11 protein-coding genes are annotated in these 16,278 nt (G+C 38.5%); 7 read left to right on the top strand and 4 right to left on the bottom strand.

Features of this window, described 5'->3' with window-relative positions; genetic code table 11:
• Window positions 1-106: 106 nt before the first annotated feature.
• Window positions 107-1,318, bottom strand: coding sequence for a glycoside hydrolase family 88 protein (locus tag ACKU4N_RS14610; RefSeq protein WP_321317512.1), 1,212 nt, complete (start codon window positions 1,316-1,318; stop codon window positions 107-109).
• Window positions 1,319-1,336: 18 nt separating this feature from the next.
• Complete coding sequence (locus ACKU4N_RS14605; protein ID WP_321317510.1) at window positions 1,337-3,568, bottom strand: polysaccharide lyase family 8 super-sandwich domain-containing protein; 2,232 nt, start codon at window positions 3,566-3,568, stop codon at window positions 1,337-1,339.
• A gap of 561 nt (window positions 3,569-4,129) precedes the next feature.
• Here ACKU4N_RS14605 and ACKU4N_RS14600 point away from each other — a divergent pair.
• From ACKU4N_RS14600 to ACKU4N_RS14590, 3 genes are all read left to right on the top strand, one after another.
• Window positions 4,130-7,660 carry a chondroitinase family polysaccharide lyase gene (locus ACKU4N_RS14600; protein ID WP_321317509.1) on the top strand — a complete coding sequence of 1,177 codons (3,531 nt, stop codon included), beginning with the start codon at window positions 4,130-4,132 and terminating at the stop codon, window positions 7,658-7,660.
• A 593-nt stretch (window positions 7,661-8,253) separates the two neighbouring features.
• A complete protein-coding gene (locus ACKU4N_RS14595) occupies window positions 8,254-9,825 on the top strand; it encodes a sulfatase-like hydrolase/transferase (protein WP_321317507.1) in 1,572 nt (523 codons plus the stop codon).
• Between the two features lie 163 nt (window positions 9,826-9,988).
• Window positions 9,989-11,200, top strand: coding sequence for an anaerobic sulfatase maturase (locus ACKU4N_RS14590; RefSeq protein ID WP_321317505.1), 1,212 nt, complete (start codon window positions 9,989-9,991; stop codon window positions 11,198-11,200).
• 139 nt (window positions 11,201-11,339) lie between these two features.
• On the opposite strand, the gene ACKU4N_RS14585 is transcribed toward ACKU4N_RS14590, so the two are convergent.
• The gene (locus ACKU4N_RS14585; RefSeq protein WP_321317504.1) at window positions 11,340-11,474 is read right to left on the bottom strand and encodes a helix-turn-helix domain-containing protein; all 135 of its coding nucleotides are present in this window, start codon (window positions 11,472-11,474) and stop codon (window positions 11,340-11,342) included.
• Window positions 11,475-11,537: 63 nt separating this feature from the next.
• Window positions 11,538-11,756, bottom strand: coding sequence for a transposase (locus ACKU4N_RS14580; RefSeq protein ID WP_321317502.1), 219 nt, complete (start codon window positions 11,754-11,756; stop codon window positions 11,538-11,540).
• A 686-nt stretch (window positions 11,757-12,442) separates the two neighbouring features.
• Between ACKU4N_RS14580 and ACKU4N_RS14575 the strand changes: the two genes are divergently transcribed.
• The 4 genes from ACKU4N_RS14575 (at window position 12,443) to ACKU4N_RS14560 (ending at window position 16,225) form a co-directional block, all read left to right on the top strand.
• Window positions 12,443-12,787, top strand: a complete 345-nt coding sequence (locus ACKU4N_RS14575; protein WP_321317500.1) for an alpha/beta hydrolase — start codon at window positions 12,443-12,445, stop codon at window positions 12,785-12,787.
• A gap of 59 nt (window positions 12,788-12,846) precedes the next feature.
• Window positions 12,847-15,231, top strand: a complete 2,385-nt coding sequence (locus ACKU4N_RS14570) for a glycoside hydrolase family 127 protein (RefSeq protein WP_321317498.1) — start codon at window positions 12,847-12,849, stop codon at window positions 15,229-15,231.
• 51 nt (window positions 15,232-15,282) lie between these two features.
• Window positions 15,283-15,849, top strand: a complete 567-nt coding sequence (locus ACKU4N_RS14565) for a DUF6144 family protein (protein ID WP_321317497.1) — start codon at window positions 15,283-15,285, stop codon at window positions 15,847-15,849.
• Window positions 15,850-15,949: 100 nt separating this feature from the next.
• Window positions 15,950-16,225, top strand: a complete 276-nt coding sequence (locus ACKU4N_RS14560; RefSeq protein WP_321317495.1) for a hypothetical protein — start codon at window positions 15,950-15,952, stop codon at window positions 16,223-16,225.
• Window positions 16,226-16,278: the final 53 nt, after the last annotated feature.

The following is a 16,278-nucleotide window of genomic DNA, read 5'->3' as shown; positions in this document are numbered from 1 at the left end:
ATTAGATTTATTCTTTGCTCTGGAAATAGTACCATATCGTGATTTTGGGAGAATTTCGCAGAAAACAAGCAGGACAGGTTCATTGAAACCTGTCTGCCTGCAGAGGTTATTGTTCCAGATCTCTTTTACGCACAAGCGCTTCTAAAAAATAGTAGTCTGTATAGTTTAAAGGGACATCAATTTCTGAGTTATGCGGAATACTACCCACGCTATGCATCAAAAGGAAATTGTTATTTTCTCCCAATTTAGCGCGATAAGCATCTGAAGCAAGGCTGTTTATGATTTTGTCGGCCAAAGTTTTGTAAGATTCTGCTTTTTGCGGGCAGAAAGTGCTCATCTCGTATAGAGCAGAAGCTATTACTGCAGCTGCAGATGCATCCCGATAGGTATTTGGAATATCTTTGCAATCAAAATCCCAGTAGGGAACCAAATCTTCGGGCATTCGTGGATGACTGAATAAATAAGCTGCAATGTTTTCGGCTTTGGTAAGGAATTTTGGATCGTGAGTTTCTCTGAAACAAAGGGTGTAACCATAAATGGCCCACGCCTGACCTCTGGCCCAGGCAGATTCATCCGAATAGCCTTGTGCCGTTTGTTTGCTTCGAACTTGTCCTGTAATTGTATCATAGTCGATAACATGATAGCAACTGTGATCAGGTCGGAAATGATTCTCCAGTGTGGTTTCTGCATGTTTGACAGCAATATTTTTGAAGCTTTCGTCTCCGCTCAATTTACTGGCTTCAAACAACAATTCCAGATTCATCATGTTATCAATAATTACCGGACACTGCCATCCCCGTTCGGCTTGCCATCCTTTGTTTGAATTCCACGATTGAATGGCTCCGATATTTGGGCGAAAGCGGGTACTTAATGATTTGGCTGTTTGAATGATCACTTTTTTGTAGGCATCATTTTCAGTCAGGCGGTATCCATTGCCATAACTGCAGTTAACCATAAATCCAACATCGTGATGCCAGGTTAAATATTGTATGGTATCCAATGTTTCGGTAAGTTTTTCAGCCTCCGTTTTCCATTTGTTATCGCCTGTTAATTCATACAAATACCACAATGAGCCCGGAAAAAAACCACTGGTCCACATTTCTGGAGTATTGTATCTCGTGCTGCCATCTTTTTCTATTGTCCTAGGATTTAGAAGTTCCCCTTTGGCATTCATTATTTCTATTTCACTACCAATTTGTTGGCTGGCAAATTCGATACTCTCAGCTATAATATCTTTCGAACTTGTTTTGGGATTGCTGCACGAAAATATGCTGAGCATACACGTTGAAACAAGCACTAATTTTAAGATTTGATTCATTTTATGGTTCCTGTTTAATTAAAAATTTAATTTTGTTTTTATTGATTTTCCGGTATCAGTTCCTTTTGGGAATTGAATCGTAAAAGCTTTTGTTTTTTTATTTTCGTCAATCTTTATTTCAGCCTTTTCCTGCTTGTGTAAAGGATCACAGATGCGAATCAGCCATTGATTCATTTCTTTTTTTAGGTGCAGTATAGCCGGAACATCAGATTCCAAATTCAAATTATCATGTAGCTGAATTTTCCCCGCCTGGTACAAAACAATCATGTAGGAGTCTTCGCCATATTTGATGGCCTGTGCCATTTCATCATTCTGAATAAGATCAGGAAGTTCGTTTTTAACTATATTTTTAATTGTTTCAAGCTTTGTGTTTGGGATTACGATATAGGAATAATCGGCACCATTTGGTTTTGCTCCATGCGAAAGGGATACTTGAAAGATGGAAGCGTTTTCTTCCTTATTTTGATAGCGTCCATCCAAATCGGCCCAATTGCCGGTTCGTTCTTCGGCGAAAAGTGTAAGGCCTGCCGCTTTTTTGCCGGGAAGAATAATATAGGCCGTGTTGTCGTGATGAATCCAGGAGATTTGTTTTATTTTTTCAATATTCAGATTCTTATATTGTCCGGCTTTTATTTTCCCTTTTTTTCCGTTTATGCAGAAATTAATGTCCGATTTCCTTTCGGTTTGATTGATTGTGGTCCAAACATCAAACTGATCTGCTTCATTTTTTCGGATTGCATTTCCCAGAGCGAGCATTTTATTTTCGTAAGTGAAATAGGCTTTGTTAGCCCTAAGGTTCACATATTCATTTTTACGATTGTATTGAAATGCCGCAATGCCTTGATGAGCTGTTGCCAATCCTCCGGCAAATTCATTATTGCTTTTACTTTCATTTCCCCAGGGACTAAGTGGAAGTTTCCCTTTTTTTTGAAGTGCTGTAATGCCCGGCCAAGCTCTCCAGTTCCATCCAATTCGGGCTTTATCATACTCTTTCCCTGAACTATAAATAATGGTAGACCCATCGCCGCTTAAAAAATTGTTTTTACCATGTGCTCTTTCACTCTCAGACGTTTCGCAGCCTGTAGTTCGGTTCGAAAGCATTTTGATGGCGAAGTATGAATGAGCTGTGCTGTGAATCAACAGGTCGGTATTCCAGAAGTATTTTGTTGAATCGATGTGTGCAAAGTTTTTGTTTTGAAACCGATTGGATAAAAGGCGGAGTTCGTGCTCTTTACGGGGAGTAAAATTTCCTAATTCCAATAGTTTTAAAACATCCTTTCTGATTTTACCATTGTCTAAAGGAGGTTCTTTTAAAGCATTGTGCCGCCCGGCAAGATTCAATGCCCCGTGATTCTTAAAATAATACCACTGAATACCATCCAGATAGTAATCGGCAATAATGTTCCATTCCTTATTGGTTACCGCCCACCGGGTGCCGTTTGTTGCTTTTGAATAGTTGAGGATATGGGTAATCCAGTGAACACCATAACCAATCCAATAATTTTGGACTCCTCCGGCATTGTGTTGTATCCATGAACCATCCGGGGTAAAACCGGTAGGAAAATCAGTTGGAGTATTAAGTACCCGGGGAAATTGCTCCTTCACAATTTGATGTACCCAATCCATTTCTTTTTCGTCTCTGGAGCAGGAGGCGATGGCTGTCATGCCCCACAAACGATAACCAACATTTCCTCCTCTGTTGTGTCCGTCCGCTTTATCGAAAACATCCTGATTTTTCCCATTGTACCAGCACCAATGACTAAATTCAGTAATGCTTTGAATGAGATGGTCGATTTGTTTTTCTTTGGCAATGGAAATCTGCCGGTCCTGCATCATATCATCATAAATAACCAGTTCTATGGCAGCCATAGCTCTAAGTGTTTCGAAAGGAATTGACGGGAAACTGTATTTTGGGCGATGATCCAGCCAGTATTGCAGGGATTTGTAGATAGCGATTCTCAATTCATCCTTGTTTTCGTATGAATTGCGATGGTAATCAATTGCCCACTGCATGATACGACCCGTTAACTGCTTTTTATCTGGTTCAGCATCGGAAAAACGTCCGTCCTCTTCAAGCAGGGAAAGTGCTTTTTCTGTATTTATTTTTTCCCATTGGGAAGAAAGATTGTTACCGGTAAGACTCTTTCTGATTTTAGATAAAGCTTCGAACTCGGAAGATTGCGAAAAACCTGCTAAAGGCTGGAGAATACACCAAAATAGGAAAATACTAAGGGGACCGATTTTATTCATTGTAATCTGAGTTTGTTTAATGCAAATTCTGTTTCTATTAATTTTCTGATGTTCTAAATTATTGATTTTGATAGTGGTGTATCGATAGATTTAATGATTATGGGACGTTTATGGATTTTGATGATTGTAAGTGGTTTATATTTAATTTGTTGTGAAATTGTTGCGTGAGTTTCAAAATTGCAATTCAATACAGTGAAGTAAAGAGTTTAGCTTCTGAATTCATCCGTATGATTATGGAGGCGTTCGGAATTAAAGCAGGTGAGTTAGTTTTTTTGCGGATGTTGTTTTGTTTATACTTGTTGATAACGAGTCGTTTATTAGTTATTTTTCTGATTTTGTTGATGGTGTTTGATATTGTTCGTACGATTTTGGATGAATAAAAAATGTCTGATGCAGTTGATTGAACAACAGTTGTTTGTGTTTGGTTTGATCCCGAATTGAATTTTTGGGACAATGTTGGTTTGCCGGGATTTAGGCTTTCTCTTATATTGGAATCGTTTTCGGAGTCATGATGGTGTTGGTTCAGTATATGGAATGACTTTTTATTTTTAATATTATTATATGCGAAAGATTTTAATATTCTTGAGTTTCTTGTATTTGCCTTACTCATATGTTTTGGCTCAATACATAGGTTTGGAAGGTCAAATTCCCGATGGATGGACAGCAAATGCGGGTTCTGATTTAAGTATTAGTAATGAGCATTATAAGTTGGGTACCCAATCACTTAAGTGGGAATGGACTCAGGGTGCAACATTAACTGTTTTAAATCCCCCTAATTTAAAAAATGCAGCGAATACATACAAAGGAGGCTTAATGCTTTGGATTTATAATGAGAAAGCCATCGATAAAGAGTTGACTTTTCAGTTTGGGAAAGGAAGTCAGGTGGAATATCATTTTGATTACAAAATTAATTTTGAGGGATGGCGTGCCTGTTGGATTCAGTTTACTGAGGATATGAGTGGACCGAAAACCAGTAAGGATTTGGAATTTATGAAAGTGGTTGCCCCTAACGATGTTGCAAGTGGCACCTTATTCTTCGATCGAATGATATTTCCTTCAACAGCAATTCATGATCGTCGAACACCAGACCAGCAACTGCCATATATTAATCCAAGCATGAATGAGAATCATTGGGCTGCACTTTGGCATTGGTTCGATAAGTATTCTCATGATATTCCATTGATGCCCACTGTCAATGCAGATGAGCAGAAGGCTTTCGATTCCATAAAGGAGGAAATGAGGAAAGTATTTCAGGGAAGTCCTCCTGCCAACAGTAAAATTGAATCGGTAAAAACTGCTTTTCGTGCTTTTGATATAAAGCGCAGTAATGGTCAGATTACCGGTCGCCCGTATGTTAGCGATGATGAATATGATTCTGGTTTGAATGATGTGAAAATGATTCAGGTGGGGCCGGTGTTGGAAGATTTGGCTCAAATTTGGCACCATAAAAAGGATGTCGAAGCAAAGCAAATGTTTTACGATTTGCTTGACTATGTAATGGATCAGGGATTGAATGTGGGCAGTGGAATGGGGACTAACCATCACTACGGATATCAATTTCGTGAATTTCCGCCTGCTGTTTTTCTGATGAAAGATGCTTTGAAAGCAGATGGAAAATTGGATGAGGCTGTGGCAATGCTTTCCTACTGGACTGGCATTCAGGAATACAGAATAAAACCGGAAGTAGGAACATTGCAGGGCTTAATGGATAGTTGGAACACGACAATAATTCCACGTTTGGTTGCAGTTATGACTATGGATGACACTCCTGAAAAGGCCCGGGAGATGAAGACAATTAAACGCTGGATGGATATCTCATTAAAAATTGTACCCGGAAGCATGGGCGGAATCAAAGAAGATGGCTCCGGTTTTCATCACGGTGGATTGTATCCGGCATACAGCACGGGTGGATATGCAGGAATCGGAAGTTTTCTGCGCTACGTAAATGGCACTTGTTTTGCACTGTCAGAAGAGGCAAGAATCAATTTTGGAAAAGGATTGCTGGCGATGAGAAATTATTCCAATCTGCAGGATTGGGGATTTGGAATTTGTGGACGACATCCGCTGGCGGGCTCCATTAGTAGTGGTGCCAAAAATGCTTTTGCATACTTGGCGAAGTCAGGAGATCCATATACAAAGGAAGAATTATGGAAAGAGATGGCTGCAGGTTATATGCGTCTGGAAGTTTCGAATACTGCCTTTAAACAGGAATTTGAAGCAAAGGGAATTTCTGCTGAAGCTGAACCTGAAGGAAATTTCACTTACAATTATGGAGCTTTGGGCATTCACCGACGCGACAATTGGATGGTAAGTGTAAAGGGATACAACAGGCACGTTTGGGGTTCCGAAATCTACACCAAAGATAATCGTTATGGCCGATACCAGAGTTACGGAACGGTTCAGGTGATAGGTGCTGGGAATCATGTAAATGCCCGGGAAAGTGGATTTGTTGAAAATGGTTGGGATTGGAATCGATATCCTGGAGCTACCAGCATTCATTTACCTCTTACTCTTTTGGAAAGTCCTTTAAGCGGAACATTAATGGAGAAATCGAGCGAAGGCTTCACAGGTGCATCAAATCTTCATGGAGAGAACGGCGTTTTTGGAATGATTTTGAATGAGGGAAACCGAAGCAATTTTACTGCAGATCATCAGGCATATAAATCGGTATTTTGTTTTGATAATCGAATCATTTGTCTGGGATCAGGTATTTCAAATTCCAATTCTCAGTACAAAACAGAAACGACTCTGTTTCAGGTTAACCTGAAAAGTCAGTCGGATGCTATTTATGCAGACGGAAATAATTCGATCATCAATTTTCCTTTGCTGCAGAGTTTAAGTTCAGATAAAAGTCATTGGATTCTTGATCCTGTTGGCAATGCTTATTGGGTAAAAGATGGAGTGAATGTACAAATTAGCCGTTCCACACAGGATTCACGCGAAAATAAGACAAAGGCAGCAACAAAAGGTGATTTTGCTGCTGCCTGGATCGATCATGGAACAGCTCCGGATCAGAAGTCTTACGAATATGTTATTTTGCCAAATTCAGATCTGCAGGCAATACAGGATTTTTCAAACAATATGAATAGTGAGACCACTGCAGCTTATAAAGTTTTGCAGCAGGATAATCAGGCACATATTGTTTGGGATCGGGCTGCAAATACTTCGGCATATGTCTTTTTTAGGGCGATTCCCGATCTAAGCAATGAGTTTGTAAAGAAAATTAGTGCTGCAGGATTGGTAATGATAAAATCAAATGATGAAAAGGATCAACTGAGTCTGAGTGTTTGTGATCCGGACCTGCATTTTCCCGAAGTTGCCTATACATCGGCTTTGCCAAGTCAGGAGTCGATAATTGTACTTACTTTAAACGGTATTTGGGAGATGGATGGTCAAAATGCAAAGGTGGCTGTTCTACCGGGCAATAATCAACAAACACAATTGCAGTTTACTTTAAAAGATGGTATCCCGCAGGAAATCAATTTAAGAAAAGTTGAAGCTTTATCTGATATTACTGCCCCAACTATTTATCAGATTCAGGTAAGTGATATAGATCATTCATCAGCAACGATAGAATTAGGCAGTAATGAATCGGGTACATTATTTTGGTTTCTGAATGCAGCAAGCGAAGCTGTTCCTGTTGTTGAGGATGTGATGAGTGGAACAGGAGCCTTGATGAATGGGCAGACTGCATGCAATGCAAATGAGTTATGGCAGGGAAGTGTAACAAACCTGCAGGAGGGTGAAACTTATGCATTGCATGCAGTCGCTGCAGATGCCGCCGGAAATGTTTCGTCAGTTTATTCCTCCGATTCTTTTAGTACATTAGTAACAGGTTTGCCCGATATTACTGTGGATGGCGAACTTGTTGTATTTGGCAGAGATGGCAAAATTGTATTGCAGTCGAAAAGCTTACCGTCACGTGATTCATCAGTTCAGATATTTGATTTAATGGGTAGAATGTTGATTTCTGTTCCTTATGAAGGTTCAAGAGAACTCAGTATTGATGCGCCCAATCAATTGGGTACGTACATTGTTCGGTTGCAAATGAATGGGCAGTTTAGATCAAAAAAGGTGCTGATAAAAGGATAATCCCAAAGTAAGAGGTCGATTTTGATTTTAATTGAATCAATAATAAAAAGCATTTGTTGGCAAACCGGCAGATGTTTTTTTATTGATTAGGTTTTGGCATACAGGAATACCGTTTAATGGTGATTTTATGAGCATAGAGATTGTTTGGTGTGAGATATTTACCAAAAGAAAGTGATGTATTCGTTCATCCCGTATGATCAACTAAAATTAGGATAATATTCGGGGCTGTTTGTGTTGCAGGCTTAGGAGTACCATCCCCCGTATGGATTGCTTCGGCACAGCCAATTAGTCCAAGTTTTTTTTATGTTTAACATTGTCGGTTTCATTAATCCGCTACTCTTTTGTTCAAGATCTAAAAGTAAAGATCATGTGCTGCAATTCCAATATCATGTGTGGTGAATTCTTATGAATTTTGATTCAAATAAAGATCATGAGAATAATGGGATTATAAGTCGTTCTTAAGCTAAAGTTCGTATGAAATTGGAGATGATTTGAATGATATTAGACCCGCTTGTTAAAGGGAAATCAGATATTTGATTCAATCAAACTAAATTTTAATTTAATCCGAAATAAGCGTGAAATTTTCAAATTCGATGCATGCAATATGGCCTGTAATGTTAGCCGCTTGTACAACAGGAATTAACACAAATAGTACCAATTTGCAGAAAAAACCCAATGTGATTGTAATTGTGACTGATGATCAGGGATACGGTCAGTTGAATTTTGATTCAGATTCATACAGTCATAATCAGCTGGCAAAAACAACTGTTACCCAAAGGTACAGGGCAAATGTTGAGAAAGTTTATCAAGCGGCTCAAACAGCAATGCCTTATACATCTCAGCTTGCCAGCGAAGGGGTGAAATTTACCAATGCCTTTGTGGCCTCTACAACCAGTGCTCCGTCCAGAGCTGCTTTACTAACAGGAAAATATACACAGCGATTCGGTATTTATAATAATTACGATGCAGAAGCCGGGGTAAATCCGGAAGAAAAATTTCTTTCTGAAACTTTTCAGGGCAATGGCTACAATACTGCTATGATCGGGAAGTGGCATTTGGGAGAGTTAACAATCGATTCTTTGGTTGAAAAAACGAGAGACTACCACCGCGATTGTATTTATGGCTGTGTAAAGGATCAGCATCCGTTAAACAAAGGCTTCGATTACTATTTCGGATTTAATTATCACGGAAGCAATTACTACAATGCTGCAAGTTTGTTTAGAAATTATGAACACGTTAAATCACAAGGATATATAACCGATGAGTTTACCGATGAGGCTTTATCTTATATTGATAAGAATCAGGAGAACCCGTTTTTTATCTATCTGGCGTACAACGCACCTCACATTCCGCTTGAAGAAAGGGCGCCGAGAAAGTACCAACGTTTTAATACCGGTAATCCGGAGGTTGATAATTATTACGCTGCGCTGGCAGCCGTTGATGACGGAGTGGGAAAGATTGTGGCAAAACTGAAGGAACTGAAAATTGATGATAATACCATGATTCTTTTCGTGAGTGATAATGGAGCTGTTGTCGATTCGCCATTGCCTTTAAATGGTGCTTTTAAAGGAAACAAAGGGTTAATGTTTCAGGGAGGAATACATGTGCCAATGTTTGTTTGGTACCCGGGAAAGCATAAAACCGGATTGGTTGTTAGGGAGAATGTATCGGCCATGGATTTGCTGCCTACCGCTTTGGCTGAAGCCGGGATTGAATTCCCTGAAAATTTGGATGGTATTAACTTGTCAGCAATTATAAGTGGCGAAAAACATGCTGATAATAGCAGACAACTATTTTGGGCCGGCACTCAGGCTTATCATTGGAGTGATATGAATTTGAATTTTTGGAATGAATATACCGATTATGTAATGGGCAGTAAAGTGCAGACTCAGTTTCCCAAAAGTAATTATAAAGAGAATGTTTCGGATCCGGCAGGAACTGTTCTTGAAGGAGATTATATGATGCATTATTATCCTGTGGATAATACATTTGAATTGTATAATATTCATACAGATCCTGAAGAAGAGAGCAATGTGGCTTCTCAGTTTCCCGAAAAAGTGAAAGCAATGAAAGTTGCCTTCGATAAATGGATCTTAAAAATGGAAAAACCTGTAGTTTGGGATCTGTCGACTTGGGAGAAGTTACTGCCAAAATCAGCGTTGTGAAAAGGGAATAGAAGAAATTGATGGTATTTTTACCAAAATATATTTGTTGAGAATCATCTTGAAATAGAACAAACAATTTAAATTGCAGACCAAGGGAATATGATCTGTGATGGATTGTTTATTTTTACGTACCTCAATAGATATCGATTAGAAGAAGAATAGAATGATAAATAAACAATTAACATCTGTATTGGTAAAGCCTTCAGGACCGGATTGTAATCTGGATTGTATTTACTGTTTTTATCTGGAAAAGGCAGGTTTGTATCAGGAAAAAAGGGTGCATCGAATGGATGACGAAACATTGGAGAATCTGATCCGTCAGGTGTTGGAGCAATCCGGACCGGAAGTATCTTTTGGATGGCAGGGAGGAGAACCAACACTTATGGGGATTGATTTCTTTAAAAAGGTGATTGCCTTGCAGCAAAAGTATGGAAATGGAAAAACCGTAGGAAACGGTTTGCAAACCAATGGATTACTTCTGAACGAGGAGTGGGCTGTTTTTCTGAAAGAATACAACTGGCTGGTGGGCATATCAATAGATGGACCGCAGCACATTCATGATCATTACCGCTTAACCCAGGCAGGAAAACCTAGCTGGGAAATTGTGTCACGCAATGCTAAAATGCTTTTGAATAAAGGTGTTGCGACTAATGTTCTTAGTTGTTTGACTGATTACTCAGCCGATCATATTGAAGAGATTTACAACTATCACAAGACGATGGGGTTTGATTTTATGCAGTTTATCCCAATTGTGGAAACAGATAAAGAGAATACGAAACAGGCGGCATCGTTCTCACTTTTACCTGAAAAATACGGAGAGGTACTTTGTAAGCTGTGGGATTTGTGGATTAAGGATTTTAAGAATGGAATTCCGACCACATCAGTTCGTTATTTCGATTCAGTTTTTCATACCTATGTTGGGATTCCGGCACCTGAATGTACTTTGCAAAAAGAATGCGGCGTTTATACCGTTGTGGAACACAATGGCGATGTGTATTCCTGTGATTTCTTTGTAGATCCCAAATGGAAACTTGGCAATATTAGAACTGATAAGCTTATTAATATGCTGAATTCCAAGAAGCAACATCAGTTTGGATGTATTAAAGCCAATTTGCCACGTAAGTGTAAAACTTGCAGCTACTTAAAGCATTGTTTTGGCGGATGCACCAAAGATCGTGTTAAAGATCCTCAAGATAGTGGTATGCCTCGTTTTTGTATTTCGTACAAAATGTTTTTTGCGCACGCCCACATTCAGTTGCAGGAAATGGGAAAAACATGGATTGCACAGCAGATACAGATGCAAAAACAGGAGGAAGCGCAGCAAAGCGGAGGAACCTACAATGCTTTTAATGATTTTGTAAAGAAAGAAAAATAAGAGAGAAAAGGACCAAGCTAAGATTTAAAGTATAAAAAAGAGAGTTTCACAATATTAATTTTAGGATATTTACATTCAGTCAACGTTAAAAACGATGATTAAATCTTAGAGAGTTACCATGATTTTTAAAGGCTTGTGTTTATGCTGAAGAGTTATATGTATAATCATTCCTGTACTCACTTGGTGACATTCCCACACTCTTTTTAAACATACGTGTAAAGTGTTGAGGATGCTTAAATCCAAGCTCGTAAACTGTTCTTTTTCTTTTATTCATGTGTGCAAAGATAAGGGCTTAACTCTTTGTTCAGTTAAATGTAGTGGTTCCAAATTCTTTTTTTTAACACGAAACTTCAGATTCTTCATCTGTCAGTTTAGGCTTTCCATTACCCGGAGATTTTTTCCCTTGATGACCTGACAATTCGCTACGCCAGCGATATAAGAGTTCGGGGCGGATACTTGACTCATTTGCCAGTTCCACTAGATTTGCCTTGGAATAACTTAATTCTACAGCATTCAATTTGAACTCCCGTGTAAATGCTCTTCTCTCTTGTTTCATTATTCTAAGATATAATTTTTAAATAATTATATCTTAACTCTGTGTCCATACAAATGCAGCAGCTTCAAAGGGTTAATTTATTGTTTTTTTTATAGAGCTGTGGTTATTTGTGTTCACTTGAGAGTTCTCCTTAGTTGATCTCAAAATAAATTGTATTATTTGATGTCTTTTGTATATTTAGCGATACAATTGGATTATCATAAATCAGATTGTATTGTTATAAATATTGATTAATACGCAAGTTGCATTATGATATTTAAATTTCAGGTATCCAATGTCTTGATGATGTTTTATTATCGATGGAGTTGAATGAGAGGTTGATTTGTATATTCTAATTGAGAGTTGTATTGGTATTGTCTTATTTTAGTTTCCTTAGTTAATAGCAAACTATTTGAAGATTTTTTTTAATAATAAACGAACTGAATATTGAGAAAAATGCAACACAAAGAAAATTGGCTTAAAATCTACTAAAAAATGAAGCTATGATGTTAAAGGGTAGAGATTTAAAGTTCCAGAAATATTCTTGAAAATAATGTTTGAGTTTACCTTAGGATATTAACTGGGAAGAAGAATAAATGTGTTATTATCTGAATTTACAAATCAAATATCTAAAAATAAATATAGAGCAGGTAGCTAACCATTAATTTGGTGCTTCGAGACTTTCTTTTAGAGATTGGAGTTTCAAAATGTTTTATGCCGCTAAGTTTCAAGAGTTATTGCAATCTCAGGGAATAGAAAAAGAGTGGCATGTGCAAGGAAAGCTTCAGGTAACTCTGAATAATTTTTATGCACAAAAAAAGGTTGAACTTATGATTGTGGTTTTACCTAACGGAAGAGCAATAAAAGATGATCGGTCTTTTGGGAATATCTATGATAATTTGAAAGTGGCTGCTTTTGCAACCTTTGAAAAGGACTTGATTAGTGATTTGATTCCACACATAGAAAAGAGTTATCCCGTGTTTGCCGATCAAGAACATTGCTCCATCACCGGACTTTTTATATTTCAAAAAAATCGTCAAGGATCACTTTAATGGATGCACGTGATATTAAGTATGTAAAATTGTATAAAGACTATTAAAGTTTTATTGTTATGTTTCAAAAAGTATGCAGATTAGTGTTGTTATTAGGGCTGATATTCCCTATTGCATTAAGCGCACAGGAAATGCTATATCCCAACGAATTCCCTTTGGGAGATGTACAACTACTTGATGGGGCGTTCAAAGATGCCCGCGACCTGAATATTGAGGTGCTGCTGAAATATGATGTCGACCGTTTATTGGCTCCTTATCGCAAAGAAGCTGGATTATCCCAAAAGGCAAAAAGCTATACCAATTGGGAAGGCCTGGACGGACACGTGGGGGGGCATTACTTGTCGGCTATGGCAATTAATTATGCTGCAACCGGTAATTTAGAATGTAAAAAACGCATGGATTATATGATCTCTGAACTAAAGGACTGTCAAGAAGCCAACACTCAGAAATATCCTGATTGGGGTGTTGGGTATGTTGGAGGCATTCCGCGCAGTACAGCTTTGTGGTCTAAGATCAAAGCAGGAGACGTTGGGGCAATATGGAAGGCATGGGCACCCTATTACAATATCCATAAAATGTATGCAGGCCTGAGAGATGCATGGTTATATGCAGGTAATGAAGAAGCAAAGAACGTTTTCCTTCAATTTTGCGATTGGGCAATTACAATTACTCAGGGCTTGTCGGACAAGCAAATGGAAGATATGCTTGCTAACGAATACGGTGGCATGAACGAAGTACTTGCCGATGCGTTCCAAATTTCAGGCAATGAAAAATACCTTACAGCGGCCAAACGTTATTCGCACAAAATGTTTCTCGATCCATTGTCGAAGGGAATAGATATGCTTGATAACAAACATGCCAATACCCAGATTCCAAAAATTATTGGTTTCGAACGAATTGCAGAGCTTTGTCAGGATGATAAATATGGTAAAGCGGGCAGCTTTTTCTGGGAAACGGTAACAACCAACCGTTCGTTGGCTTTTGGTGGCAACAGCCGAAGGGAACACTTTCCTGCAAAAGAATCGTGCAGCGATTTTGTAAATGTAAATGATGGGCCGGAATCATGCAATTCGTATAACATGCTCAAATTAACCGAAGACCTTTTTCGGGTGAATCCAGCTGCAAAATATGCTGATTATTATGAACGTACCCTATTCAATCACATCCTCTCTTCTCAGCATCCCGAACATGGTGGGTATGTTTATTTTACCCCGGCACGTCCGCGTCATTACCGGGTTTACTCGGCTCCAAACGAAGCGATGTGGTGTTGCGTTGGCTCTGGTATGGAAAACCACGGCAAATACAATCAATTCATTTATACCCATTCAAGCGATTCATTATTTCTGAATCTTTTTATTGCATCTGAATTGAACTGGAAACAAAAAGGGGTAAAAATCAAACAGGAAACAACTTTTCCTAATGAAGAACAAACAAAGCTTACCATTTCAGAGGGGACTTCAAAATTCAAATTATTAGTTCGTTATCCGGTTTGGGTAAGCAAAGGTGCTTTGAAAATTGCTGTGAACGGAAAGGATTTGGCCTACTCAATACTTCCTTCGTCTTATGTTTGCATCGACAGAAAATGGAAAAAAGGGGATGTGGTTCAAATTACATTGCCCATGCAAAATACCATTGAACATTTACCCAATGTTCCTGAATACATCGCTTTTATGCATGGACCTATTTTATTGGGTGCGAAAACCGGAACCGAAGATTTAAGAGGCTTGGTTGCAGATGATAGTCGTTGGGGACAATCTTCAAGCGGAAAATTTTTACCTATTGATAAAGCCCCAATTCTGATTAATGATGACATTCAAAATATCGGAAGTAAGTTGGTTCCGGTTGAAGGCAAGCCGTTAAATTATACATTAAATGTAAAAATGGTCAATCCGGCCAAACTTACACTAGAACCATTTAGTAAGATACACGATGCCAGATATATGATGTATTGGTTGGCTTTGTCAAATTCAGGCTACAAGGCATACACCGATTCGTTGGCAAACATCGAAAAAGAAAAACTTGTTCTGGAAAAACGCACAATCGATCAGGTAGGTCCCGGCGAGCAACAGCCCGAAACTGATCATGGCATGCTATCCGAAAATTCCAATAAAGGCAATAATCTAAATGAGTTTTTCCGCGAGGCCAATAACGGCGGCTTTTTCAGCTACGATCTGGCAACAAAGTCAGAGACCGATTTGAGTTTGAGAGTCCGCTATTGGGGAGCCGAATGGGGTAGCAGGAAATTTGATATTTATATCGACGATGAAAAACTTCTGACCGAAGACAATACCGGAAAATGGAACCTGTCAAAATTTCGTGATGTGGAATATTCCATTCCCAACTCGATGGTTACTGGGAAAGACCATATAAGGATTAAATTTCAGTCCCTTACGGGAAGTACTGCAGGAGCTGTTTATTATATTAGGTTGGTCGAAAATAAATAACCAACAAGTTTATAGTTAATTGAAAATTGTCGACTTTTTAATCTTAATGAGATGGCAGTAAATAGAAAAGACTTTTTAAAAAAAGTTTGTTTTTCAGGAGCGTGTTTGTGTGGGTTCGGTTCACTTGCGTTTTCAAAAGAAGTCGATGGCTCAGATGAAAACACAATGCAAGCTCAAAGTCAAAATTTTTCGCTTTTACAGGAATGGATAGCAAGTATTCTATTGAATGTAAAAGTTGGATTAGACAAAGAGTCTGCCCAGAAGTTAATTAAAAAAACTGCAGGGGTACATTATGAAAATCTGAAAATGGATACTCTTTTGGCAGAGTATAAAGGGGATCTTGATAAGTTCACTGTTTTCCTTCGCGAAAAATGGGGTTGGAAAGTCGATTACGACAAGGAGAAAGGAATACTCATTGCCGATGAAAACAAAAATTACTGCGTTTGTACAATTGCTGTTCACGATAAAGACAAAGATTCGTCTGCAATGTGTTATTGCTCTGAAGGATTTGCAGAGAAGATGTTTTCATTGGTTTCAGGCGTGCAGGCGGAGGCAGAAGTTATTGCTTCTGTTCGCAAAGGGGATACAAGTTGTAAATACAAAATCGTGTTTCCTTAAGATTTAGGTTTATTCAATGCTTGAATTAATATTATGAAGAGAAAGTTAATCGAATTGGTAGAGGTGTTATTCATAGTAGTTTCTTTGAAGAACACTGAGGATGCCTGTCGGATTTCGTTATGATTTGTGGTGTGTGCCAATGAATACAGTAACGGATTGCATTTGGTATGGCAAGGATAAGGAGTGGCAAGAGTTTTATGCTGATAAGTTTCAGGAGTTATTTCGATCTCAGGGTATATCTGAATTTAAAGACCAATTTAATCTTGATGGTACTGAACCTGAGTTTGTTCTTGAAACCGAAGGTTATCGGAAACAGAGTTGCGGAATGCCAAACTTAAGTCATATAGCGAAGGTTACTTCGCGATCCTTATTATGATGGATTATTGTATCTGTTTAGTTTGCTGTATTTAAGTGGAAAATATCAAATAA

Origin of the sequence: Labilibaculum sp. (genome assembly GCF_963664555.1) — a bacterium.
Classification (GTDB): Bacteria; Bacteroidota; Bacteroidia; order Bacteroidales; family Marinifilaceae; genus Labilibaculum.
This window is presented reverse-complemented; position numbering and strand designations above follow the sequence as displayed.